This is a genomic window from Massilia timonae (assembly GCF_001866515.1).
GTDB classification, from domain to species: domain Bacteria; phylum Pseudomonadota; class Gammaproteobacteria; order Burkholderiales; family Burkholderiaceae_D; genus Telluria; species Telluria timonae.
In genome coordinates, this window is record NZ_JRYB01000001.1 from 1,831,466 (window position 1) to 1,855,354 (window position 23,889).

Sequence of the window (23,889 nt, forward strand, 5' to 3'; positions counted from 1 at the left end):
AGGCTGCCGACCCGACCGCTGTCCCACCGCGATCCTGCAATGGGCCGCCCGCCCACCGTCGATCCCGACCATGGGGCGCCCCGGCCAAAGGACGATCCCGACCCAGCGATCCACCCGAATTCTTTATTGGCATTTGGAGGACTCCCATGAATCAGCCCGTGATGGGCGGCGTCGCCGCACTGAACGTTCCAGCTTACATCAAACATCAAAAGCTCATCAATTGGGTCGCGGAAATCGCCGCCCTGACCAAGCCTGACAGCATTTACTGGTGCGACGGTTCGGAAGAAGAATACGACCGCCTGTGCGCACAGATGGTCGAAGCGGGCACGATGCAGAAGCTCAACCCCGCCAAGCGTCCGAATTCCTACCTGGCCTGGTCCGATCCGTCGGACGTGGCGCGCGTCGAAGACCGCACCTTCATCTGCTCCGCCACCAAAGAGCAAGCCGGCCCGACCAACAACTGGATGGAGCCGGCCGAGATGCGCCGCACCCTGCACGGCCTGTTCGACGGCTGCATGGCCGGCCGCACCCTGTACGTGGTGCCGTTCTCGATGGGCCCGCTGGGCTCGCCGATCGCCCATATCGGCGTCGAACTGTCCGACTCGCCTTATGTCGCGGTCAATATGCGCATCATGACGCGCATGGGCAAGGCCGTGTACGACGTGCTGGGCCCGGACGGCGAGTTCGTTCCCTGCGTCCACTCCGTTGGCGCGCCGCTGGCTGCCGGCCAGAAGGACGTCGCCTGGCCATGCAACGCCACCAAGTACATCGTGCACTATCCGGAAACCCGCGAGATCTGGTCCTTCGGTTCCGGCTACGGCGGCAATGCGCTGCTGGGCAAGAAATGCTTCGCCCTGCGCATCGCCTCGAACATGGGTTATCAAGAGGCGCAAGCCGGCGGCACCGGCTGGCTGGCCGAACACATGCTGATCCTGGGCGTCGAGTCGCCGCAGGGCGACAAGAAATACGTGGCCGCGGCCTTCCCTTCGGCCTGCGGCAAGACCAACTTCGCGATGCTGATCCCGCCGAAGACCTTCGACGGCTGGAAAGTGACGACCATCGGCGACGACATCGCCTGGATCAAGCCGGCCGCGGACGGCAAGCTGGTCGCGATCAACCCGGAAGCCGGCTACTTCGGCGTGGCCCCGGGCACCAATGAGAAGACCAATCCGAACTGCATGGCCTCGCTGCGCGAGAACGTGATCTTCACCAACGTGGCGCTGACCGACGACGGCGACGTGTGGTGGGAAGGCATGACCAAGGAAGCGCCGGCCCACCTGATCGACTGGCAGGGCAAGGACTGGACCCCAACCTCCGGCACCAAGGCGGCGCACCCGAATGCGCGCTTCACCGTGGCCGCGACCCAGAATCCGGTGATCGACCCGGCCTGGGACGATCCGGCCGGCGTGCCGATCTCGGCCTTCATTTTCGGAGGCCGCCGCTCGACCACGGTGCCACTGGTGACCGAAGCCAACAACTGGGTGGATGGCGTGTACATGGCCGCGACCATGGGTTCCGAAACCACCGCCGCCGCCGCCGGCCAGATGGGCGTGGTGCGCCGCGATCCGTTCGCGATGCTGCCGTTCATCGGCTACAACATGAGCGACTATTTCCAGCACTGGCTCGATCTGGGCAAGAAAGTGGCCGCGATCGATCCGGCTGCGCTGCCGAAGATCTTCTGCGTCAACTGGTTCCGCACCGGCGAGGACGGCAGCTTCGTGTGGCCGGGCTATGGCGACAATATGCGCGTGCTGAAATGGATCCTCGACCGTACCGAAGGCAGCGCCGCCGCCGGCAACGCGCACCTGTTCGGCACCTCGCCATCGTATGGCGACCTGAACTGGGATGGGGTGGAATTCACCGAAGCGCAGTTCACCCAGATCACGTCGATCGACAAGAACGCCTGGGCCGAAGAACTGAAGCTGCACGGCGAATTGTTCGACAAGCTGGCCTACCGCCTGCCGCAAGAGCTGGTGGATACGAAGGACCGCCTGGAGAAGCAACTGGCTGGCTAAGACCGGCCGAGTGGGGGAGAGGTCGCTGAAAGCGGCCATATAAAAAAGAACAGGGGCACCGCCAATGGCGTTGCCCCTGTTTCATTTGGGTCGAACCGTGAAGATCAAGCCTTCAGCAGCGGCTTCAGGTACTTGCCGGTCGGGCTGTCCTTGACCTTGGCCACCTGTTCCGGGGTGCCGCAGGCCACGATGGTGCCGCCGCCGGCGCCGCCTTCGGGCCCCAGGTCGACGATCCAGTCAGCGGTCTTGATCACGTCCAGGTTGTGCTCGATGATGGCGAGCGTATTGCCCTGGTCGCGCAGGCGGTGGATCACCTTCAGCAGCAAGTCGATGTCGGCGAAGTGCAGGCCGGTGGTTGGTTCATCCAGGATGTACAAGGTGCGTCCGGTGTCGCGCTTGGACAGCTCGAGCGACAGCTTGACGCGCTGCGCCTCGCCGCCCGACAGCGTGGTCGCGCTTTGTCCCAGCTTGATGTAGCCCAGGCCCACGTCGAGCAAGGTCTGCAACTTGCGCGCGATGACCGGCACCGGCTTGAAGAACTCGTGCGCATCCTCGACCGTCATGTCCAGCACTTCGGTGATGTTCTTGCCCTTGTACTGCACTTCCAGCGTTTCGCGGTTGTAGCGCTTGCCATGGCAGACGTCGCACGGCACGTACACGTCCGGCAAGAAGTGCATCTCGACCTTGATCACGCCATCGCCCTGGCAGGCTTCGCAGCGGCCGCCCTTGACGTTGAACGAGAAGCGGCCGGCGCTGTATCCGCGTTCTTTCGCGGTCGGCACGGTCGCGAACAGGTCGCGGATCGGCGTGAACAGGCCGGTATAGGTCGCCGGGTTCGAACGCGGCGTGCGGCCGATCGGCGCCTGGTCGACCGAGATCACCTTGTCGAAGTGTTCCAGGCCGTGGATCGAGCTGTGCTCGGCCGGCTCGGTCTGCGAACCGTACAGGTGGCGCGACAGCGCCGGATACAGCGTGTCGTTGATCAGCGTCGACTTGCCGGAGCCCGAAACGCCCGTCACGCAGGTCATCAGGCCCACCGGCAAGGTCAGGGTCACATCCTTCAGGTTATTACCCTTTGCGCCCGTGATCACCAGCTGGCGCGCCGGGTCGGCCTTGGTGCGCTTCTTCGGCACTTCGATCTTGCGCCGGCCGTCCAGGTATTGCGCGGTCAGCGAATGCTCGTTGTTCATGATCTGCTCGAGCGTGCCCTCGGCGATCACGGCGCCGCCGTGCACGCCCGCGCCCGGACCCATGTCGACGATGTAGTCGGCGGTGCGGATCGCATCTTCGTCGTGCTCGACCACCAGCACGCTATTGCCGATGTCGCGCAAATGCTTCAGGGTGGCGATCAGGCGATCGTTGTCGCGCTGGTGCAGGCCGATCGACGGTTCGTCGAGCACGTACATGACGCCGGTCAGGCCCGAGCCGATCTGCGAGGCCAGGCGGATACGCTGGGCTTCGCCGCCGGACAGGGTGTCCGCGCTGCGGTCGAGCGACAGGTAGTCCAGGCCGACGTTGTTCAGGAACTTCAGGCGCGAGACAATTTCTTTGATCACGCGCTCGGCGATGTCGCGCTTGGCGCCGCTCAGTTCCAGCTTGTCGAAGTAGTCCAGCGTTTCGCGCAGGGGTTTATCGGACACCTCGTAGATGGCGCGCTGCTGCTCGCCCTGGCCGATCTTGACGAAACGCGCTTCGGTGCGCAGGCGCGCGCCTTCGCAGGCCGGGCACTTCTTTTCGTTGATGAACTTGGCCAGCTCTTCCTTGACTGCCATGGAGTCGGTCTCGCGGTAGCGCCGCTGCAGGTTGTTGACCACGCCTTCGAAGGTGTGCTCGCGGATCACGGTGCGGCCACGCTCGTTCACATAGCTGAACGGGATCGCGGTCTTGCCGGAGCCGAACAATACGGCTTCCTGCGACGATTTCGGCAATTGCTCGAAAGGCTTGTCGAGGTCGAAGTCGTAATGGGCCGCCAGGCTCTGCAGCATCTGGAAGTAGAACTGGTTGCGGCGGTCCCAGCCCTTGACGGCGCCGGAGGCCAGCGACAGGTGCGGGAAGGCCACGATGCGCTTCGGATCGAAGAACTCGATATGGCCCAGGCCATCGCATTCCTGGCAGGCGCCCATCGGGTTATTGAACGAGAACAGGCGTGGTTCCAGCTCTTGCAGCGAGTAGCCGCAAACATTACAGGCGAACTTGTTCGAGAAGACGGTTTCCTTCTCGGTATCCATCTCATAGGCCACGGCGCGGCCATCGGCCAGGCGCAGGGCGGTCTCGAAGCTTTCGGCCAGGCGCTGCTTGATGTCCGGGTTCACTTTCACCCGGTCGATCACGACATCGATGCTGTGCTTTTCGGTCTTCTTGAGCTTGGGCAGCTCGTCGATCTCATGGATCTTGGCAGGGTTGACGCCGCTGGCGATGCGAAAGCGCACGAAGCCCTGGGCCTGCATGGCCTGGAACAGGTCGCCGTGTTCGCCCTTGCGGCCAGCCACGACCGGCGCCAGGATCATCAGCTTGGTGCCTTCCGGCATGGCAAGCACCGCATCGACCATCTGCGACACGGTCTGGGCCGACAGCGGCTCATGCGGGTGTTGCGGGCAATACGGCGTGCCGACGCGCGCGTACAAGAGGCGCAGGTAATCGTGGATCTCGGTGACGGTGCCGACGGTCGAGCGCGGGTTGTGCGAGGTCGCCTTCTGCTCGATCGAGATCGCCGGCGACAGGCCTTCGATCAGGTCGACGTCCGGCTTTTCCATCAGTTGCAGGAACTGGCGCGCATACGCCGACAGCGATTCGACGTAGCGGCGCTGGCCTTCGGCATACAGGGTGTCGAAGGCGAGCGAGGATTTGCCCGAGCCCGACAGGCCGGTGATCACGATCAGCTTGTTGCGTGGCAGGTCGAGGTTGATGTTCTTCAGATTGTGCGTGCGGGCACCACGAATGCGAATTTCTTCCATTAAGTTCGGCAGACTTTCTATCAGTTTTTGCGGGGCCGCAGACGCCAGCAGCGCGGTAAGCGGGCCAATCGGGGAGAACCCGTAAGTGTAGCGCGTTTTTGTTTCGGCTGTACATTCATCCAGTGGTTGGTGTACAGCGATGGCAGAACAGCACGGGACCTGGATACGCTTGCAGCCGGCCGGCGCCGTCCGAGGTATGTGGGCGTCTTCAAGGACGCTTCAATGGCAAATCGTTCAGAATCCCAAAATAATTTATGGCGCCCGGCTGTTCCTTCACGCAGGTTTTTCAGCACCCCGGCGTCAAGTCTTTGTTGCTCTCAGGTTACAATTTACTTCTTTGGCGAGGGCTTGTGCAATGCAGATTTTTACCGAAGACGACTTCAGCGGCGAACAGCCGGACCACCCATGGGCGGCGCAATTCACCATCATGACCTATGCGAGCGGCGGCTATACCAGCATCCCGCACGGGTTCTTCCGTAACTGGTTGGACGAAGAAGCCACCCATGGCTATTTCTACATTGGCCGCTGTTCGGGATTGGGCGTGGGTTCCATCGCCAAGTACGATGCCGGAAAACAAAACCTGGCGGTGGGGCGCTTCGTCGCCGGCGGCTTGCGCCTGCGCTTCCTGTTGAATGGCCAGCACGACATGCGGACCATCTCGACCAATATGTTCTCGGTCCAGGGCATGGGCTTGCGCAATGCGCCGCCGCCGCAATATGCCGATACCGTGATCAAGAACGACGTCTGGATCGGCGACGAGACCATGGTGCTGGGGGGCAGCGTGATCGAGAATGGCTGCGTGATCGGCGCCCGTTCCGTCCTGCCGCCCAACTTCCGGTCGGAGCCGTACGGCATCTATGCCGGCTCGCCGGCGCGCCTGATCCGCTTCCGTTTCCCGGAGAAGGTGCGCGCCGCGCTGGTCGAACTCGCCTGGTGGGACATGCCGCTGAGCTGGATCCGCGACAATAACGACGCCTTCCTTCAAGACATGACGCAGGACGAGGATGCGGCGCTGGCCACCATCGCCAAGCTGATCGAGCGCCGCAAGGCCTACGAGGCCGAGCATGGCCCGCAGACCTGACATTGCGCCCGATTGAGGAAGCTCACCGGCCAGGATTTATCACGTTTTGATGCATTAAAAACCACGAACAAATTCTGCTGAACAGGCATAATATCGGGTTGCAGCACACAGTTCCCTGACGCTTAGTCAAGTGCAGAGTCAGGGCTCACAACACCATTCAAGGAACCATCATGGCATCAGTCAACAAGGTCATCATCGTCGGCAATCTCGGCCGCGATCCCGAAATCCGCTACATGCCGAGCGGCGACGCCATCGCGAACATCGCGGTCGCCACTTCCTACCGCTCGAAGGACCGCAATACCGGCGAACAGAAAGAACTGACCGAGTGGCACCGCATCTCCTTCTTCGGCCGCCTGGCCGAGATCGTGGGCCAGTACCTCAAGAAAGGTTCGTCGGTCTACGTCGAAGGCCGCCTGCAGACCCGCAAGTACACCGACAAGGACGGCATCGAGCGCTACGCCACCGACATCATCGCTGAAAACATGCAGATGCTGGGCGGTCGCCAGGGTATGGGCGGCGACAGCATGGGCGGCGGTATGGGCGGCGGCATGGACGACGACTACTCGGCCCCGCAGCGTCCGGCTCCGCGCCAGGCGCCACCGGCTCCGGCCGCGCGTCCGCAGCCGAAACCGGCGCCGAACTTCTCGGATATGGATGACGATATTCCGTTCTAAGTGCGCCGTTTAATCTTATAAATCAAGTACTTACGGCATTTATGCCTGTAGTGTAGCTTACTTGGGAAGCTACTGGCAACCCGTCCCACCTTCGTTGGTAACAACTGTAATCCCGAAAGGGAGAGGGGAAAGCAGCATGGCGGGAAAAGGCGGAGACGCGGGGAAAAGACCTACCTTGCTTCCGTCATGCCAAGTCCCGTATGGCTAAGCCTGTATTGGTTGAACCATAGTCCTAAGCCGGGTTCGGGATCTCACCGACGCAGGGTCTTTGAAGCGTCGGTTCGGAAGATAGGCGGGTGATATTAGAACGCCCGCCTACCAAGTTCTTCCGAGGCGCGTACGACGAGTACGTTCACAGGACGAAAGTGGAGCCTAACCGAGACGCATCTTGTTTATAAGAGAACTCGGGATACCCTAAGTTGGACGCCTGGAAGATAGGCGGCCCAATATGGGTACGGAGTCCTCGTAGTACCCAAAGTCGGGCTGCAATGGCACCGGCAGTTCGGACGAACCCGAAGGAACGTATCCGGACCTGATAACCCGCTATAAGTGATCGGCAACGAAAGCGAAAGGTGGCGGTTCAGGGGGAAGGGGGACAGTCAACAGGTCCCTCGATGAAGACCTGAAAGGGAGGATAGTCAGTGCTGTCCGATCGAACGATTAAGGCCATCGAGGGTGCAGCAAAGGCTGTACACAACGGTTGTAAGGCAAAGAAGCTACTCAAGATCATGGGGGCTTGTCCTGACCTATGGTTGCGAGCCTACGCCAACATCCATCCCAACAAAGGCGCGCTAACGCGAGGGGTTGATGACAACACGCTGGACGGCTTTAGCATGGAGAGGGTCAACAACCTGATCCAGTCCATCAAGCACGGAGCGTATAGCCCCAAACCGGTACGACGTGTTCATATCCCAAAGGACAAGCTCAACCCGAAGGGGAAGACGCGGCCATTGGGCATTCCAACCGGGGACGACAAGCTGGTACAGGAGGTCATGCGAATGATCTTGGAAGCCCTGTATGAGCCAGTATTCAGCGAAGACTCCCATGGTTTCAGGCCGCGCAGGTCTTGCCACACCGCGTTGGATGGCATCCGGAGCGGCTGGAAGAGCACGAAGTGGTTTTGCGAAGTAGACATCAAGGGGTACTTCGACAACATCGACCATACGAAGCTGCTCGATATCCTAAGGAAGCGGATCGAGGACGAGACGTTCCTGTCGTTGCTCGGTAAATTTCTGAAGGCCGGGTATGTGGAGGACTGGCGATGGAGTGCAACCCATAGTGGAACACCCCAAGGCGGGATCGTTTCGCCGATTTTGGCAAACATCTACCTGCACGAGCTCGATATCTTCATGCAGGGCCTGAAGGCACAGTTCAATAAGGGACACCGCCGGAGACCGAACCAGGAATACGCAAGGCTGAAGAACCGTGCCTACCTTAGAAGGAAGCGACTGAGGGCGGCAGACACGCTGGGGGAAGAGGAAGCGAGCAATCTTCGAGAGAAGATCGCGACTCTGAAGGAGCAGTACCCTGGGAAGCCAAACGGAGACCTGGACCTTGATGCACCAGCGTACCGAAAGCTCGACAACGAGCTGGCAAAACTGCAGGCGGTGTTGCGGGATAAGGGACCAATTGATGACGAGGAGGTCGGAAGACTGCAATCGGAAATCAAGGTCCTGACCAAGCAGTACAATGCAATGCCAGCCAACGACATGCACGATCCGAACTTCCGTAGGCTGCACTATGTTCGGTATGCCGATGATTTTCTCATCGGGGTAACCGGCACCAAGGACGAAGCCAAAGGGATCATGGCTCACGTGGCCTCATTCATTGAGGGCGAACTGAAGCTTGAAGTCTCGACGGAGAAATCCCGGCTAGGTGCATTCGAGGACGGGTGCAAGTTCCTCGGCTATGGGATCAAAATGCGGAGAGAAGCAAAGCGGATGAAAACTGTGGTTGGCCGAAGAAGCGGACGTGCGATCCACGCCGTCAAGAGGACAATTACGGGGCACATTCACTTCTCGGTGCCAGAAGAAAAATGTCGTAAGTTTGTACGAAGTCATGGATACGGTGTCTATGACGCTGGGAGGACTGGGTTCTGGCCGCGTAAATGGATGACGCAATGTTCAGAATACGAAATCGTGACCCAGTACAACGCAGAAATGCGTGGCTTTGCGAACTACTACAACAGATGTGCGCGACTCTACCTGAACAAGGTGGAGTGGATATGGCTGAATAGTCTGATCAGGACTCTTGGCTGGAAATGGGGCCACATGACCCCCAACGCGGTGTACAGCAGACTGCGCCAGCCCGACGGAACGCATGCACTGGAGTTCGAGGGTAAGGATGGGAAACCGCGATTACTCAAGATATACAGTCTAACGGACCGCCGCCGCATATCCTACGGCGACAAAGGGCTGGAGAACCCCTATGTGGACATTCAGCCGAAGGCGGGATGGATGCTTGGGCGGACCGAACTACTGCGTAGGCTGAATGCGCACATTTGTGAATACTGCTGGGACGAGGAGGGGCCGTTCGAGGTTCACCACGTACGGAAAATGAAGGACATCGCCGAAGGGAAGAGTATGTGGCAAAAGCTGATGATCGCCCGGCAGCGAAAGACGATGGTGTTGTGTCTACCCTGTCACCACAGGCTCCACCAAGGCGCTCTCCCGGACAACCGGTTTTGGAAAAATGTTGATACTGTTGATGGAGAGCCGGATGCGTAGAAATGCGCAAGTCCGGTTCGGAGGGAGGGTAACGGGCGACTCTTGAGCGTCACGTACCCTACCCTACGATTTCCGGTCTGATCGGTACGACAAACCCTGCGAGTGCATCATTCGCAGGGTTTTTTTATAGTGCAGCATATTCAAGACACTAGCGCCGCGCCGCCTTCAGGAACAAGCCATGCGCCGGCGCGAAGTTCGCATGCAGCGGCAAGTAGGCCGCGCCGATGACCTTGGCCGTCATCCCGATCGTCCCCGCCATCACCAGCGGCCGCTCGGTGCCCTGCCAGCTGTAGCGCGTCATCTGCTCCTGCACCGCGGCGATCAGGCGTTCGAGCAGGGCGCGGCTGACGGCGCCGTCGACGATCACGCCGTCCAGGTCGAGCAGGCAGGCCGCGCCGGTGACGCCGAAGGTGATCGCATTCGCGGCTTCCTCGACCCATTGCAGGGTCACCGCTTCCCATGGGCCGCTCAAGAGGCGCTCGTCGCCGAACGCCAGCGGCGCCAATCCCGCCTGCGCATGCATCTCTTCCAGCCGCACCAGCGAGGCCGCCCCGAGTAGCTGCGGCGCCACGCCGCGTTCGTCCGTTCCGGCCAGGCCCAATGGCATCGAACCGATCGCGCCGGCGTTGCCGAACTGGCCGCTGTGCGGCTCGCCGTCGATCACCAGGCCGCCGCCGACCAGGGTGTCCACGAAAACGTACAGATAGCTTTTCAGCTTGCGTCCGCGGCCGGCCACCAGTTCGGCCACGCAGGCCGCGATCGTGTCCTTGGCGAAGTCCACGCGCAGCGGCGTCATGGCCTGCAGGCGGATGCGCAGGTCGACCCGGCGCCAGGCTTCGGCCTGATGCGGCAGCAGGCTTTCCAGGCCGTGCCAGGTGCCCAGCGTGAGCGGGGCGGCCAGGCCGATGCCGGTCAGGCGCGGGGCCAGCTCCGGGCCGAGGAAGTCGTCCACCTCGCGCAGCCTGGCGTCGATGGCGGCGAACACCTGCTCCACGTCGGGGCTGGCGTAGGGCGTCGACGACTGCCAGCGCAGCGCGCCCGTGAAATCGAGCAGGACCACGTCCAGCGCGCGCCTGCCGATCTGGATGCCGATCGAGAACGCGCCTTCCGGATTGAGGGCGATCGGCTGCGACGGCTGGCCGACCTTGCCGCGCACGGCGTCGCGCTTGACCACCAGCTGCTCGTCCAGCAGGCGGTTGATGATCACCGAGGCGGTCTGGGTGCTCAGATTGGTCAGGCGCGCGACTTCGGCCTTGGGCAGGCTGCCATGGGTGCGGATCGCCTGCAGCACGACCCGCTCGTTGAACTCGCGCATGCCGACCTGGTTCGAGCCGACGGTGCGCAGCAGCGGCATGGTGGCGGGGTCAAAGGCGGGAGGCGGTGCGTTATAGGGCGGCATGGCGCGGCGTTCGATGGGCAAGACAGCGGGAGACGGTAAGTATACGTCCTTCCGCTAAATAAACCTATGCGACTTATTTTTCGGGCCGATCGGGCGCTGTTGGTCGCCGCGCTGGGCCGCTTCGCGCTCGCCCGCCAAAAAATAATGCGGTGACAACTGGTCGAACTTGGCGTTAGAATCGCGCCCAATCAAGTGAATGGTGCCTTCCTGCTCGTCTGCAGGGAGGTGAAACGGGAAGCCGGTGACGTGCGCGATAGCCATCGCGCGCCAGTCCGGCGCAGCCCCCGCTGCTGTAAGCCTGACGACCCCGGTCGAACGCCACTGTGCCCCGTGCACGGGAAGGCAGGACCGGGGAAGGAAGACGGCGAGCCAGAAGACCGGCCATCCACGATGCATTCGCACGTCCCGGGGTGAGGGCGTGCCTGTTGGTTGTCCGCTGTTCCTTCTTTGTCTGCCCGCGTCATTCGCTGCGATCGCTCGCCTGCGCGGCGCGCAAGCGTCCCTGTTCATCGTGGAAGGATGGCGGCTGCCTGTTGTCGTGCGCGCGTCAAGCGCGCAGCTGAAAGGTCGACGTTCACATGAACACGCTTCTCCCTGTCCGCATCTGCGTCGCGCTGGTGTTCCTGCTCGCCTGCATGTCGGGCTTCCAGCATGCCGGCGCCACCACCCTGTTCGCCGTGGTCACCGAGCGCGCCGCGCCGGGCGCGATCGAAGCCGCCCACCGCCACCTGGCCAGCCGTCCGCGAGACCGCATCCTGCTGCGCACCCCGGCGCAGCTGATGGCGGCCGGCGAGCGCGAGGTGGCGCAGTGGATCGCCGGCGCCGACAGCATCCTGGCGGTGTCGCTGTTCGGCGACCCGGCGCGGCGCATGAAGGATGCCCTGGCGCGCCACGCCAGGCCAGGCACCGCCGTGCTGGCGCTGAACGGCGAGGCGACCCTGAACCTCATGACGCGCTCGCGCCACGGCAGCCTGGCCGGCTTCTCGCCCGAGCTGCTGCGCCAGCTGGCGAGCGAGGCGCCGCCGCAGGCCGCGCTGCGGGCGGCCGACGCCAATCCCGCCGCCCGCCACTGGCTGGCGGCGCGCCGCGTGTGGCAGGCGGGCGGCGTCGACAACACCACGGAGCTGATGCGGCACCTGCTCGCGCCGGGCACGCCCCTGGCCGATCCGCAGCCGGAGCCGACCCTGCGCCTGCGCGCGGGAGAGCGCGAGCTGCAGGACGGCGCCGCCTGGGGCAATGCGTCGAAGCTCGGCCTGCAGGACCGCCCGACCGTGGTCGTGCTCGACCTGGCGAACATGGATGGCGTGGTGCCCGCGGCGCTGTGCCGGCGCATCGAGGAACTGGGCCAGCCCTGCGTGCAGCTGCTCACGCGCTGGGGCGGCGCCTCGCGCGAAGCGCTCGAGCGCCTGCCGCAGCTGGTCGCGCCGGCCAAGCCTGCTGCGCTGGTGGTGCTGCAGGACTTCGTGGTCGGCGCCGCCGAGGGCCGGGAGGCGGTAGGCGAAGCCTTCAAGCGCCTGGACATCCCGGTGTTCAAGGCGATCCGCCTGTCGGACCGCACCGCGATGCAATGGCAGCTGTCGCCCGACGGCCTGCCGCCCGACTCGGTCCAGTACCGCGTGGCCCTGCCCGAGCTGCAGGGCATCGGCCAGCCGATGGTGGTGGCGGCCCTGGGCCAGGCCCGGCGCGACCCCCAGACCGGCATCGAGAACCGCCCGCCCGTGCTGCTGCCGGCTGAAGTCGACCGCCTGTCGGGCCGCGTGGCGCGCTGGCTGGCGCTGCGCGCCAAAGCGAACGCCGACAAGAAGATCGCGATGGTCTACTACAACCATCCGCCGGGCCGCCAGAACATCGGCGCCGACAACCTCAACGTGCCGGACTCGCTGTTCGGGATGCTGCATGCCCTCAAGGCGGCGGGCTACACGGTCGGCGAACTGCCGGCGTCGCCCGAGGCGCTGCTGGACATGATCATGGCGCGCGGCGTCAACCTGCCGGAAGACCGCGCCGCCCTGCGCGAGATGGCCGGCGCCGTCAACGGCGTCACGGCGCAGGAGTACGCGCGCTGGTTCGCGACCCTGTCGCCGCGGGTGCGGGGCGAGATGCAGGACGGCTTGCTGGGCCGCCTGCATGCCGACGTGCTGGCGGCCGAGAAGGCCGGCGAGCGCGCGCTGGGCCGCAAGCAGGCCGAGACCGTGATCGAGGAGCTGCTGCACCTGGTCGAGGGCGTCGACCATCCGCGGCGCGAGCAGGCCACGCGCGACCTGCATGCGCTGGAAGAAGGCTATTTCGCCTGCCTCGACGAAACCAGGCCACGGCCCTGCAAGGCGCTGGCGCCCCTCTACCGACGCCTGATCGGCTACGGCATCGAAGGCATGCGCGGCTGGGGCCCGGCGCCGGGCAAGGTGATGGTCGACGGCGGCAAGATGCTGGTGCCGGGACTGGTGTTCGGCAACGTCTTCATTGGCCCGCAGCCGCCGCGCGGCTGGGAGGTGGACGAGGAACTGCTGCACGCGAACACCAGCATCACGCCACCGCACCAGTTCCTTGGCTTCTACCACTGGGTCCGCGACCGCTTCAAGGCCGACGCCGTAGTGCACGTGGGGCGCCACTCGACCTATGAGTTCATGCCGGGCAAGGCCGTCGGCCTGTCGAGCGACGACTATCCGAGCCTGATCGCGAGCGACCTGCCGGGCATCTACCCGTATATCGTCGACGGCGTCGGCGAAGGCACGCAGGCCAAGCGCCGCGGCCTGGCCATCATCGTCGACCACCTGACGCCGCCGCTGGCCACCACGCCGCTGTACGACGAACTGCTGTCGCTGCGCCAGATCGTCGAGAGCTTCGAAGCCGCATCGTCCGAATCGCTCAAGACCCAGGCCGCGCAGCTGATGCGCGAGCGGGTGGTGGCGCTGAACCTGCGCGCCGAGCTGGAAGCGTCGATGTCCGACGTGCTGGAGGTGCGCGGCATCGGCTTCGACGCGGCCGACGACGACCTGCTGGCGCACGAGATCGGCCACTATCTGACCAAGCTGCAGGAGAAATTCATGCCCCATGGCCTGCATGTGTTCGGCCGGCCGTGGAGCCGCGAGTCGCTCGAGCTGATGCTCGATTCGATGAAGAAGAGCGGCATCGACGATCCCGACGTCGCGCATAAACTGCGCGATTCGCCGCGGCGCGAGATGGCGGCGCTGCTGGCCGGCCTGGATGGGCGCTACATCGAGCCGGGCAAGGGCAACGACCCGCTGCGCTCGCCCGAGGCGCTGCCGACGGGCCGCAACTTCCACGCGGTCGACGGCGACATCCTGCCGACCCGTCTTGGTTATGGGCTGGGCCGGCAGATGGCAGGAAAAGCGGCCGAAAGAGACAAGGTGGGCGAGGGCAGCGAAGGCATCATCCTGTGGGCGTCCGACGCCGTGCGCGACGAAGGCGTGATGGTCGGCTTCGCGCTGGCCATGATGGGCGCCGAGCCGGTGTGGAATGCGCGCGGCATCGTCACCGACGTGAGGCTCATGCCCGGCGCCGTCCGGCGCGACGCGGTGGTCACCACCTCCGGCCTGTTCCGCGACCTGTATCCGAACCTGATCCGCCTGATCGACCGCGCCGGCCGGCTGGCGCTGGCGGCGTCGGCGCAGACGCTGGTCGAACAGGACCCGTCCTTGCGCGACGCCCTGCAGGCGGCGCTGACGCCGATCGAAGGCGCGGTGTGGGGTCGCGAAGCGGCAACCAGCAACCGCGTGGCGCGCGAGTGGCTGACGCGCCAGCGGGCGCTGCTGGCCGATGGCATGCCGGCGAGCGAAGCAGGACGGGCCGCGGCGCTGCGCGTGTTCGGCGATGCGCCGGGCGCCTACGGCGCCGGCGTGAACCGCCTGACCGAGCGCTCGGGCGCCTGGCGCGAGCGCGAGGAAATCGGCCGCGCCTACCGCAACCGCATGGGCCATGCCTATGGCCTCGATGCCGAAGGCGCCTCCAGCCACCGCGCCTTCGACGTGGCGCTGGACGGCATCCACCGCACCTATCATGGCCGCGCCAGCAACCTGTATGGCCTGCTCGACAACAACGACGCCTTCGACTACCTGGGCGGCCTGTCGCTCGCGGTCGAGACGCGCACCGGGCGCGTGCCGGACGCGCTGATCCTGCAGCACTCGCGGCCCGGCCAGGCCGACGTCGAGCCGCTCGCCAGCGCCCTGCTGGGCGAGCTGCGCGGGCGTTTCCTGAACCCGGCCTGGCTGCGGCCATTGATGGACAACGGTTATTCCGGCGCGCGCACCATGGGCCAGGAATTCATCGAAAACCTGTGGGGCTGGCAGGTGACGCGGCCCGACCTGGTCAAGAACTGGGCCTGGGACGAAGTGAAGGCCGTTTACTTCGACGACCGGCACAAGCTCGGCCTGCCCGAATTCCTGGGCCAGCGCCACAACGCGCACGTGAAGGCGCACATGCTGGCGGTGTTCATGGTGGCGGCCGAGAAGGGCTACTGGAAGACCGATCCCGAGACCATCCGCCGCCTGGGCGGAGAGCTGGCGCGCCTGGTGGCGGCCAATGGCTTGCCGGGCAGCGGCCATACGGCGCCGGATCATCCGATGTGGGGCTGGCTGGCGCCGCAACTGGATGGCGCGGATGCGCAAAAGCTCGGCGTGACGCTTGCCAAGGCGCGTGGCGAGCTGCTGCCGGCAGTGGCGACGACCGTCCCCTCCGTCGCCGTCCCGGCGCAGCAAGCTATCGCACCTGACGCCGGCGAGACGGCAGAACCGGCAGCGCCCGCGCCGGAACCCGAACCGATGCGCGTCTATGAACTGAAACAGCAACCAGAACCCGCGCAGCCCGCCGCGCTGCGCATCGTGCAGGTGCTGGCCATCCTGGCCGCCTGCCTCGCCCTGTTCTCGCTCGGCCTGTGGCGCGGCCGGCACATCCCTCAACCTCTCAGGAGTCATCCATGATCGAAACCCTTTCCTATGCCTGGCTGCACGACGCCGTCAGCTGGCTGCTCGCGCCATCCCTGGTGGCGCTGCTGGCCGGCTGCGCGATCGCGCTGGTCGAATCCGGCATCGCCGTCGGCGAACGCTTCCACGGCCTGGCCAGGCTGCGCGCCAGCGGCGACCTGGCGCTTGTGCAAAAGATTGCCCGCCACCGCCTGGAACGCGCCGACCTGCTGGCGCGCATCCCGCCGATGCTGGGTCTGATGGCCACCATCATCCCGCTCGGACCGGGCCTGGCGGCGCTGGGCGAAGGCGACCCCGCCAAGCTGGCCAGCGCCGTGACCGTCGCTTTCGACGCCACCGTGCTGGGCCTGGTGGCCGGCATCGGCGGCCTGGTGATCGGCAAGCTGCGCCGCCGCTGGTATGAAGAGACGCTGGACGCGATGGAGCCGCAGCCATGAGTGGGCGCGGCAGACTGCGGCTGTACCGCCACCTCGACGCGCGCTTCGACCAGAGCGACGAAGATCCGCGCGCCAGCCTGGTCAACCTGGTCGACGTGATGCTGGTGTTCGCCTGCGGCCTGATCGCCGCCATCGCCGGCGCGCAAGGGACCCTGAAAACCCCGCAGCCGGTGGAGAAGGGCCGCCAGATCGAGCGTCCCGCCAGCGGCGTGACCCAGGACGGCAGCGGCTACGACCGCGTCGGCGAAGTCTATCGCGATCCCGCGACCGGCCAGCTGGTGCTGATCGAACCCGTGCAAACCAGGAACAAACAATGAACACCGTTTTCCAACCCCGCCCGCTCGGCGCGCTCGTCGCCCTGCTGTGCGCCGCCGGCGCCTTTGCGCAAGATCTGCCTACCGTCACCATCCGTGGCGCAGCCGGTGAAGAAGGCCTGGCGCTCGACCGCCAGAACACCACCGCCAGCCGCCTGGACATCAGCGCCCTCGACCTGCCGGCCAGCGCCAACAGCCTGAGCGCCGCCACCATCGCCGCGCGTGGCGACCTGCTGGTCAAGGACGCGGTGACGCGCAGCACCGGCCTGACCGACAGCAGCTCGCCCGGCAGCGGCATCAGCTATTCGGCGCGGGGCTTCAACGGCAACAACGCGATCGCAATGCTGGAGAACGGCCAGCGCCTGCTGGTCGGTTCCAGCACCGCGACCTATCCGGCCGATCCCTGGGGCTACGAGACGATCGACGTGCTGCGCGGCCCGGGTTCGGTCGTCCACGGCAGCGGCGCCACCGGCGCCATCGTCAACGCCGTGCGCAAGGCGCCGCGGCGCGCATCCTCGCTCGAGATCCTGGGCGGCATCGGCGGCGGCGAGTCTGTGCGCGCGGGCATCGGCGCCACCGGTGCGCTGGGCGAGCAGGGCGCCTTCCGCATCGATGCCTACGCCGGTCGCAGCGACGGCTTCATCGACCGCGGCGAATCCCGCCACGGCAAGATCCTGACCAGCATGACGACGACCCTGGCGCCTGGCGTGACCCTGTACGCCCAGCTCGATCATGCCGAACAAGAGCCGATCCGCTACTTCGGCACGCCGCTGGTAAACGGCGGCCTGGCCGAACGGCTGCGCGACCAGAACTACAATGCCGGCGACGCCGTGCTGCGTTTCGTCGACGACAAGGCCGTCGCGCGCCTGCACTGGCAAGCGGCGCCGAACCTGGAGATCAGCAACGAACTGGCTTACTTCACGTCGCGTCGCGACTGGCGCAATATCGAGTCGTACGCCTACGACGCCATGCGCGACGTGGTGGAGCGCAGCGACTACATCGGCATCCGCCACGACCAGGAGCAGACCGCGAACCGCCTGGAGGCGCGCTGGAAAACCGGCGCCAACCAGGTCGTGGCCGGCTGGGAAGCGTCGACCATCAGCTTCCGGCACACGAATAACTCGCCCTATGGCGGCGCATCGACGGTGGCGCCGACCGGCTTCGACCCGGGCAGCTTCTGGGACACGCCGGACCCGTTCCGCCCGAACTTCGCGACCGACACCACCACCCATGCCTTCTATCTCGAGGATGCCTGGCGCGTGGACGAGCGCCTGCTCGTGACGGCGGGCGCACGCCACGACCGCTACCAGATCGGCCGCCGCAACCTGCTGGCCGACAGCGGCCATTTTGGCACGACCCTGCGCGCCAATTCGGTCCGGGTCGGCGCGAGCTGGAAGCTGGCGCCGGACACCTCGCTCTACGGCCAGGTCAGCACCGGCAGCGATCCGGTGACGAGCCTCTTGTCGATGACCCTGGCCAACAGCAGGTTCAAGCTGACGGATGCGCGCCAGGTCGAGGCGGGCGTCAAGCAGATGCTGGCCGGCGGCCGGGCCGAGTGGACGGCGGCGCTGTACCGGATCAGGAAGGACGACATCATCACGCGCGACCCTGACAATCCGGCGCTATCGAGGCAGGGCGGCTCGCAAACCTCGCGGGGCGCGGAAGTGAGCGCCAGCGTAAGCCTGGCCCCCGGATGGCGCATGGATGCCAACCTGGCCTATACGGATGCCGAGTTCGACGAACTGCTGGAGGCGGGCAATGTCTCGCGCGCCGGCAATCGCCCGGCCGACGTGCCGAAGGTTTCTTCGAACCTGTGGCTGACGCACCGCGCCGGCGACTGGCGCACGAGCGCCGGCCTGCGCTACGTGGGCGAACGCTTCATCAGCAATGCCAACACCCAGGCCTTGCCGGCCTACACCACGCTGGACGCCTCGCTCGGCTGGGCGCTGAGCCGCAACGTGCAGCTGCAGCTCAACGTACGCAACCTGACCGACAAGCTGTACGCGATCACTTCGTATGGTTCATCGCAATACCTGCTGGGCGACGAGCGTCATGCCGAGCTGACCGTCCACTGGCGTTACTAGGTGAGTTCCTGGAAGCGCCAGCTCTACTGGTGGCACCGCTGGCTGGGCATCGCGATCGGCCTGCTGGTGCTGCTGTGGTTCGGTTCCGGCATCGTCATGATGTACGTGCCGTATCCCGAGCTGACGGAACAGGAGCGCATGGGCTGGCTGGCGCCGCTCGATCCCGACCGTGTGCAGGTCACGGCCGCTGAAGCATGGACCGGGACCACCGCACCGGATGCGGTGCGCCTGAACACCGTGGCTGGCCGCCCCGCGTGGCACTTCCAACACGAAGGCAGCTGGCATTCGATATGGGCCGACAGCGGGGCGCCGCTGGAAGTGAACTACCTGATCGTCTCGAGCAGCGCGCGCAGCGCGGCGCCCGATGCGCGTTCGCTGGCGGTCGACGAGATCGAACTGGACCAATGGACCTTCGGCGCCGTGCGCGCGCACCGGCCCCTGTACCGCGTTGCCGCCGACGATGGCGCCGGCAGCATCCTGTACGTGTCCGGCCGCACCGGCGAGCTGGTGCGCGACACGACGCGCAGCGAGCGCGCCTGGAACTGGGCCGGCTCCGTCATCCACTGGATCTACGTGACGCCGCTGCGCCAGCACAACGAGGCCTGGCGCCAGGCCGTGATGTGGACGTCCGGCGTGGCCCTGGTGCTGGCCGTGACCGGCATGGCGATCAGCCTCCTGCGCCTGCGGGTACGCACGGGGCGGCGCTATGCGGGCGGCAGGATGTCGCCGTATACGGGCTGGAAAGCCTGGCACCATTGGCTGGGACTGGGCGTCGGTGTGCTGGTCATCACCTGGCTGTTCAGCGGCTGGCTGTCGGTCGGGCCGTTCGGTTTCCCGGCCGGCCGCGGCGTCACCGCGCAGGACCGGCAGGCGTTCGCCGGCGGTGCGCCGGGCGGCGACGACCTGGCGCTGGATGCGGCCACGCTGCTGCGCGCGCATCCCGGCGCCTTGGAACTGGAATGGCGCCGCGTGGGCGGCAAGCTGTATCTGAGCGCGCTCGGCCGCGAACGACGCAAGCTGGTCGACGCGCACGACAGCGCCGCCGTGCCTGGCGTGCCGCAGGACGTACTGCTGCATGCCGCGCAGGCAATCCGCCCCGGCGCGCCCATGCAGGCCGAATTCCTCACCGGGCCGGACGACTATTACTACAGCCATCACCGCGAAGCGACCTTCCCGGTCTTGCGCGCGCGCTTCGACCTGCCTGACGCCCCGGTGTTCTACATCGACCCGGCCCAGGGCCGCCTGGCCGGCTACGTCGACCGCGACAAGCGCTGGGACCGCTGGCTGTTCAACGGCCTGCACCAGCTCGATTTCGCCTTCCTGCGCACCAGGCCGGTGTGGGACGTGGTCGTGATCGTCCTGTGCGTGCTGGGCTTTGCGCTGACCTTCAGCGGCCTGGTGCTGGGCTGGCGGCGCTTGACGAAAGGATGATCAGCGCAGCTGGCCGCGCCCGGTCGCGGCCCAGTAGATCCCGCCCAGCAGGTGGCCCAGGTATTGCGGGTCGCGGTACATCTCGCCGTTGTGCCCGAGCGTGGTGACGAACACGCGGCCCTTCTCGTGCTGGTGGTGCCAGGCGATCGGGTGGTCCTTGCCCATGCCCTTCACCGTCTGCCCCGGCCAGATCAGGGTCGGGTCGTAGCTCGACTCGTCCACGTTCAGGACCGGGTTGATCCTGACGTCGTAGGGGTTGGTGAAGGTGTAGAACTCGTCGCTCCAGACCCAGCGCTCGGGCAGGCCGAAGGTGGCGGGGAAGCGCTTGTCGACGACGGTCACCACCCCGGTCTGCAGCTTCGGATGCAGGCCGACCGTGCGGCCCACCATCTTCTCGAACCAGACCCAGTCGTTCGGCCTGGCGATCGCCGCGCGGTGCACCACGACGGCATTGCCGCCCCCGCGCATGTACTCCTCGAAATTGGCGCGCTGGGCGGGGTTCAATTCCTCGCCCGGCGTGTTCAGGAACATCACGGCGGCATACTGTTTCAGGTCGCCTTCGAACACCTGCGTCTTGTTGGTGTAGGTGAGCGCGAACGCGTGCAGTTTGGCCAGGCGCTCCAGGTTGTCGCGCGCGATCGGGATGTATTCGTAGTGGTATTTGCCGGGCGTGGCCAGCACCAGCAGCTTGAACTGGTCTTCGGCCAGGCCGTGCGACGCCGCCGTCATCAAGACGACGGCGCCCAGCATCGTTGTCATGCGTCCCATGCGTTCTCCTCAATCGATGCGGGTCGAGTACAGCGAGTGGTGGGTCAGGATGAACAAGGTGCGCTTGTCGGGTCCGCCGAAGATCAGCTGCAAGGGCCGCTCCGGCACGTCGATGCGGCCCTTCTGCCTGCCGTCCTTGCCATGGATGAAGACCTGGCCATTGGCCACATAGACGTCGCCGTTCGGGCCGACCGCCGCGCTCTCGCCGCCGCGGTTGGCCAGCAGCTTGAGATCGGTGATGCCGCCGCCCGCGTTGACGGCGCCGCTGAAGGTGCGGTTCTCGGAGCCGTTGGTGAACACCACGCGCTGGCCCACCGGCGCCGTGACGAAGCCGAAGGCCTGCAGCGAATCGGCCCAGCGCCAGCCCAGGTGGTCCGCCGCGCCCTGGCGCAGCACGCGGTAGGCGGGCAGCACCAGGCTGCCGTCGGGCGACACGTATTCTTCCTTCTTCGGCAGGGCCACGTCGCGCGCGAACATCTCGGCCAGGGTCGTGAATTCGAAGGTGTCATAGTCGAGCTGGTCCTTGAATTCGCCGTTCTGCCAGAAGTTGACCGGCACCGCGACCCGCGCGCCCTGGCGAGGCGCGACCGGGGTCGGCTTGATCATCGTGATTTCCGTCCCCGGCGTGCCCGGCTTGAAGGAATACACGCTGGCCTGCGGGCCGTAGTTCGAGATCACCATCAGGTTGCCGCTGTCGTCGATGGCCAGGTTGACCGGGTCGAGCGGGGCGTCGCGCACCACGACCAGGCCCTCGTCCTTCGTGTAGCTGTAGATGCGCTTCCAGTGGCGGTCGACGAAGTACAGCTTGCCCTTGGGGTCGACGGTGGCGCCGGCGATCGAATAGAAGCCGCCTTCCAGCTTGTCGACCTTGCCCAGCTGGGCGGGCGCCTTGCGCTGCTTGCCGGTGTAATCGAACACGGCGAACTCGCGCTCGCGCACTTCCAGCTTGTTGGTGACGTCGCGGATCGCGTTCTCGTAGGCGAACTTGCTGGCGCGCAGATAGGTGGTGCAGCCATTGTCGTCGCAGGTGGCGAAGCCGCTCTCGCCATTTACGTGGACGTTGCGGAAGCGGATGTCGCTGGAATTGGTGATCAGGATCGCGGCCGGCATCGGTTTATAGGAGCGCGTGACGCGGTAGCCGTGGTAGTTCGCGAACAGCAAATTTCTGGAATTGCGGATCTCCAGCGACACCGCATCGGCGCCGTCGCGGATTTCTTCCTCGGTCTGCGGCGCCAGGAATTCCCAGTTCTCGACATTGTCCAGCACGATCTCGGCGCGGATATGGTGTTCGGCCGACAGCTCGTAGACCTTGCCCGGCGTTTTGGTATTGGTCACGTAGAAGCCGGCCTGGGCATAGCCGCTGGGCGACCAGATGCCGGAGAAGGTGCCGCCGCCGCCATCGGTCACCCACACGCTCGGATACTGGCGGTCCCAGTGCGCGGTGGTGTCGAACTTCGCATCCTTCTGGTACGGATCGGCGCGCCGGCCGTCGTACAGGCGGGTGCCATGGCCGCCCTGGATGCGCACGTCGTCCACCAGCGAGTGTTCGCCAGCGCGCCACAGCAGCGCCACCGCACGGTTGTTGATCTCGCCGGTCGCGAGGCCGATGCCGGACACGATGCCTTCGCCGCCGCGCGCGCTCTCCAGCAGCGCCTTGGGGCTGTCGACGCCCTGGAACTTGGGCGAGCCGTTCGGCAGCAACAGTTGGGTCAGGCCCGGGTGCAGGGCGATGATCACGGTGTCCGGCCGCATGCGAATGGTGTCGTTGACGACGTAGAAGCCCAGCGGCAGGTAGACCACGCGATTGGCGTCGATCGCTTTCTGGATCGCCGCCGTGTCGTCGGTCGTGCCGTCGCCTTTCGCGCCGTACGCGTGCACGTTGGCCCACTCCTTCGAGGCCGGCAGCGGGCGCAGGGCGCGTGTCGTCGTCGGGTTCGCGGGCAGCGCAGACGTCTTGTAATGGGTCGAGAAGGTGCCAGGCTCGCCCATCTGCCTGACGAACAAGCCGTAGTTGAATTCGCTGACGGCGTAGTCGCGGCCCCTGCCGGCCAGCGTCTTGCCGCTGTCGCGGAAGCGCACGAAGGTCGGCACGTTGCGTGCGATGGCATTCTCCAGGCCGACCTGGGTATAGACATTGTCTTCGTTGCTGACGATGAGCGCGGCCTTGCTGACGTTCTCGAAACGCACGTCCTTGCCCCACAACCAGTCGCCATAGCCGCGGTTGATCTCGACGCCGACCGGGGTGTCCTTGATTTCCGTGTTGATCATCGTGAGGCTGGCTTCATGCTCGCGGATCGCGGCGTCGCGCTGGCCCTCGAACGTGGAATCCATCAGGGTGAACTGCCAGGCGGGCGAGGTCTTTTCGCTCAGGATGCCGTAGCGGCCGCCGTAGAAGCGCAGGTTGTAGGCCACGTTGCCGACCTGGTAGACGCCGGCCAGGCCCGAACCCAGGTGGAAATCGATGTGGCTCAGGTTCGAGTGCTGGGCCGTGTGCATGCGCACCGCGGCCGCGGCCGGATTACCGTCCTTGATCTCGAAGTCGACGTTCGACAGCGCCGAATAGAAGGTCGACGAGTTCGCGTTACGGACTGCCTTGCCCTCCTCGGCGCTGAACGGCACCGCGCTCGGCACCGGCATCGGCACCTTGCCGACGCTGTACTGGTCGCCGCCGGTGAAGATGACCATATTGGCCACGCCCTTCTGGAAGCCCGGCGTGTTCTCGGCCAGCACGAACACGGGACGGGTCGGGCCGACGCCATACAGGCGCACGGCCAGCGGAATCAGCAGCGAGCGGGTGATCCGATAGCGGCCCGACGGCAGGAAAACGATGCCGCCCTGGCCCTTGTTGGCGGCAGTATCGAGGGCTTGCTGGATCGCGGCCGTGTCGTCGGCCTGGCCGTCGCCCCTGGCGCGCACCACGACGGCGCGCGGGTCTTCGGGCATGAGCTGGTAAGCGGATACGGAAGGCGATGGCGCGGCGATGGCCGGGGCCAGTGCGCTGGCGGCCAGCAACAGCGACAGCGCCATGGCGCGCGGAAGATTGGTATGTGTTGTCATCATTGATCTTTT

Annotated in this window: 13 protein-coding genes and 1 riboswitch; of the genes, 9 read left to right on the top strand and 4 right to left on the bottom strand. The window is 65.4% G+C overall.

Annotated elements, in window-relative coordinates:
• Positions 1 to 146: 146 nt before the first annotated feature.
• Positions 147 to 2,015 (top strand): phosphoenolpyruvate carboxykinase (GTP), encoded by a 1,869-nt coding sequence (locus LO55_RS07955; RefSeq protein ID WP_071361065.1) that lies wholly within the window; start codon positions 147 to 149, stop codon positions 2,013 to 2,015.
• Positions 2,016 to 2,119: 104 nt separating this feature from the next.
• Here the strand turns inward: LO55_RS07955 and uvrA are convergent, their stop codons facing one another.
• Complete coding sequence (gene uvrA, locus LO55_RS07960; RefSeq protein WP_071361066.1) at positions 2,120 to 4,969, bottom strand: excinuclease ABC subunit UvrA; 2,850 nt, start codon at positions 4,967 to 4,969, stop codon at positions 2,120 to 2,122.
• Positions 4,970 to 5,324: 355 nt separating this feature from the next.
• Between uvrA and LO55_RS07965 the strand changes: the two genes are divergently transcribed.
• The 3 genes from LO55_RS07965 to LO55_RS07975 all read left to right on the top strand — a co-directional run bounded on the left by LO55_RS07965 (position 5,325) and on the right by LO55_RS07975 (position 9,450).
• Positions 5,325 to 6,050: an LbetaH domain-containing protein gene (locus LO55_RS07965; protein WP_071361067.1), complete on the top strand. Its 726-nt coding sequence runs from the start codon at positions 5,325 to 5,327 to the stop codon at positions 6,048 to 6,050.
• A gap of 170 nt (positions 6,051 to 6,220) precedes the next feature.
• Positions 6,221 to 6,724, top strand: coding sequence for a single-stranded DNA-binding protein (gene ssb, locus LO55_RS07970; protein ID WP_005664461.1), 504 nt, complete (start codon positions 6,221 to 6,223; stop codon positions 6,722 to 6,724).
• A gap of 641 nt (positions 6,725 to 7,365) precedes the next feature.
• Complete coding sequence (locus tag LO55_RS07975; RefSeq protein WP_143054483.1) at positions 7,366 to 9,450, top strand: reverse transcriptase domain-containing protein; 2,085 nt, start codon at positions 7,366 to 7,368, stop codon at positions 9,448 to 9,450.
• 148 nt (positions 9,451 to 9,598) lie between these two features.
• Here LO55_RS07975 and LO55_RS07980 read toward each other — a convergent pair whose 3' ends face one another.
• On the bottom strand, positions 9,599 to 10,849 hold the full coding sequence (locus LO55_RS07980) for an ROK family transcriptional regulator (protein WP_071363714.1): 1,251 nt from the start codon (positions 10,847 to 10,849) through the stop codon (positions 9,599 to 9,601).
• Between the two features lie 180 nt (positions 10,850 to 11,029).
• Positions 11,030 to 11,249: riboswitch (cobalamin riboswitch) on the top strand.
• A 178-nt stretch (positions 11,250 to 11,427) separates the two neighbouring features.
• Between LO55_RS07980 and LO55_RS07985 the strand changes: the two genes are divergently transcribed.
• From LO55_RS07985 to LO55_RS08005, 5 genes are read left to right on the top strand one after another with little or no spacing between them, the layout of a single operon-like run.
• Positions 11,428 to 15,783, top strand: a complete 4,356-nt coding sequence (locus tag LO55_RS07985) for a cobaltochelatase subunit CobN (RefSeq protein ID WP_071361069.1) — start codon at positions 11,428 to 11,430, stop codon at positions 15,781 to 15,783.
• Complete coding sequence (locus tag LO55_RS07990) at positions 15,780 to 16,223, top strand: MotA/TolQ/ExbB proton channel family protein (RefSeq protein WP_071361070.1); 444 nt, start codon at positions 15,780 to 15,782, stop codon at positions 16,221 to 16,223. The genes LO55_RS07985 and LO55_RS07990 overlap by 4 nt, the downstream gene beginning before the upstream one ends.
• A complete protein-coding gene (locus LO55_RS07995; protein WP_083415235.1) occupies positions 16,220 to 16,540 on the top strand; it encodes a DUF2149 domain-containing protein in 321 nt (106 codons plus the stop codon). Before LO55_RS07990 ends, LO55_RS07995 begins: the two co-directional genes overlap by 4 nt.
• Positions 16,537 to 18,621 carry a TonB-dependent receptor gene (locus tag LO55_RS08000; RefSeq protein WP_071361071.1) on the top strand — a complete coding sequence of 695 codons (2,085 nt, stop codon included), beginning with the start codon at positions 16,537 to 16,539 and terminating at the stop codon, positions 18,619 to 18,621. Before LO55_RS07995 ends, LO55_RS08000 begins: the two co-directional genes overlap by 4 nt.
• Positions 18,622 to 20,052, top strand: coding sequence for a PepSY domain-containing protein (locus LO55_RS08005; RefSeq protein WP_071361072.1), 1,431 nt, complete (start codon positions 18,622 to 18,624; stop codon positions 20,050 to 20,052).
• On the opposite strand, the gene LO55_RS08010 is transcribed toward LO55_RS08005, so the two are convergent.
• Positions 20,053 to 20,820, bottom strand: a complete 768-nt coding sequence (locus LO55_RS08010) for a ThuA domain-containing protein (RefSeq protein ID WP_177185509.1) — start codon at positions 20,818 to 20,820, stop codon at positions 20,053 to 20,055. It abuts the gene before it with no gap.
• Positions 20,821 to 20,829: 9 nt separating this feature from the next.
• On the bottom strand, positions 20,830 to 23,880 hold the full coding sequence (locus LO55_RS08015; protein WP_083415237.1) for a glycosyl hydrolase family 28-related protein: 3,051 nt from the start codon (positions 23,878 to 23,880) through the stop codon (positions 20,830 to 20,832).
• Between the last annotated feature and the right edge of the window lie 9 nt (positions 23,881 to 23,889).

What these genes read in the sequence shown, in the direction of transcription:
- LO55_RS07985 (WP_071361069.1), top strand. Translation starts at nt 11,428, where the DNA reads ATGAACACGCTTCTCCCTGTCCGCATCTGCGTCGCGCTGGTGTTCCTG.
- LO55_RS07980 (WP_071363714.1), bottom strand. Translation starts at nt 10,849, where the DNA reads ATGCCGCCCTATAACGCACCGCCTCCCGCCTTTGACCCCGCCACCATG.
- LO55_RS08010 (WP_177185509.1), bottom strand. Translation starts at nt 20,820, where the DNA reads ATGGGACGCATGACAACGATGCTGGGCGCCGTCGTCTTGATGACGGCG.
- LO55_RS07965 (WP_071361067.1), top strand. Translation starts at nt 5,325, where the DNA reads ATGCAGATTTTTACCGAAGACGACTTCAGCGGCGAACAGCCGGACCAC.
- uvrA (WP_071361066.1), bottom strand. Translation starts at nt 4,969, where the DNA reads ATGGAAGAAATTCGCATTCGTGGTGCCCGCACGCACAATCTGAAGAAC.
- LO55_RS07955 (WP_071361065.1), top strand. Translation starts at nt 147, where the DNA reads ATGAATCAGCCCGTGATGGGCGGCGTCGCCGCACTGAACGTTCCAGCT.
- LO55_RS07990 (WP_071361070.1), top strand. Translation starts at nt 15,780, where the DNA reads ATGATCGAAACCCTTTCCTATGCCTGGCTGCACGACGCCGTCAGCTGG.
- LO55_RS07995 (WP_083415235.1), top strand. Translation starts at nt 16,220, where the DNA reads ATGAGTGGGCGCGGCAGACTGCGGCTGTACCGCCACCTCGACGCGCGC.
- ssb (WP_005664461.1), top strand. Translation starts at nt 6,221, where the DNA reads ATGGCATCAGTCAACAAGGTCATCATCGTCGGCAATCTCGGCCGCGAT.
- LO55_RS08015 (WP_083415237.1), bottom strand. Translation starts at nt 23,880, where the DNA reads ATGATGACAACACATACCAATCTTCCGCGCGCCATGGCGCTGTCGCTG.
- LO55_RS08000 (WP_071361071.1), top strand. Translation starts at nt 16,537, where the DNA reads ATGAACACCGTTTTCCAACCCCGCCCGCTCGGCGCGCTCGTCGCCCTG.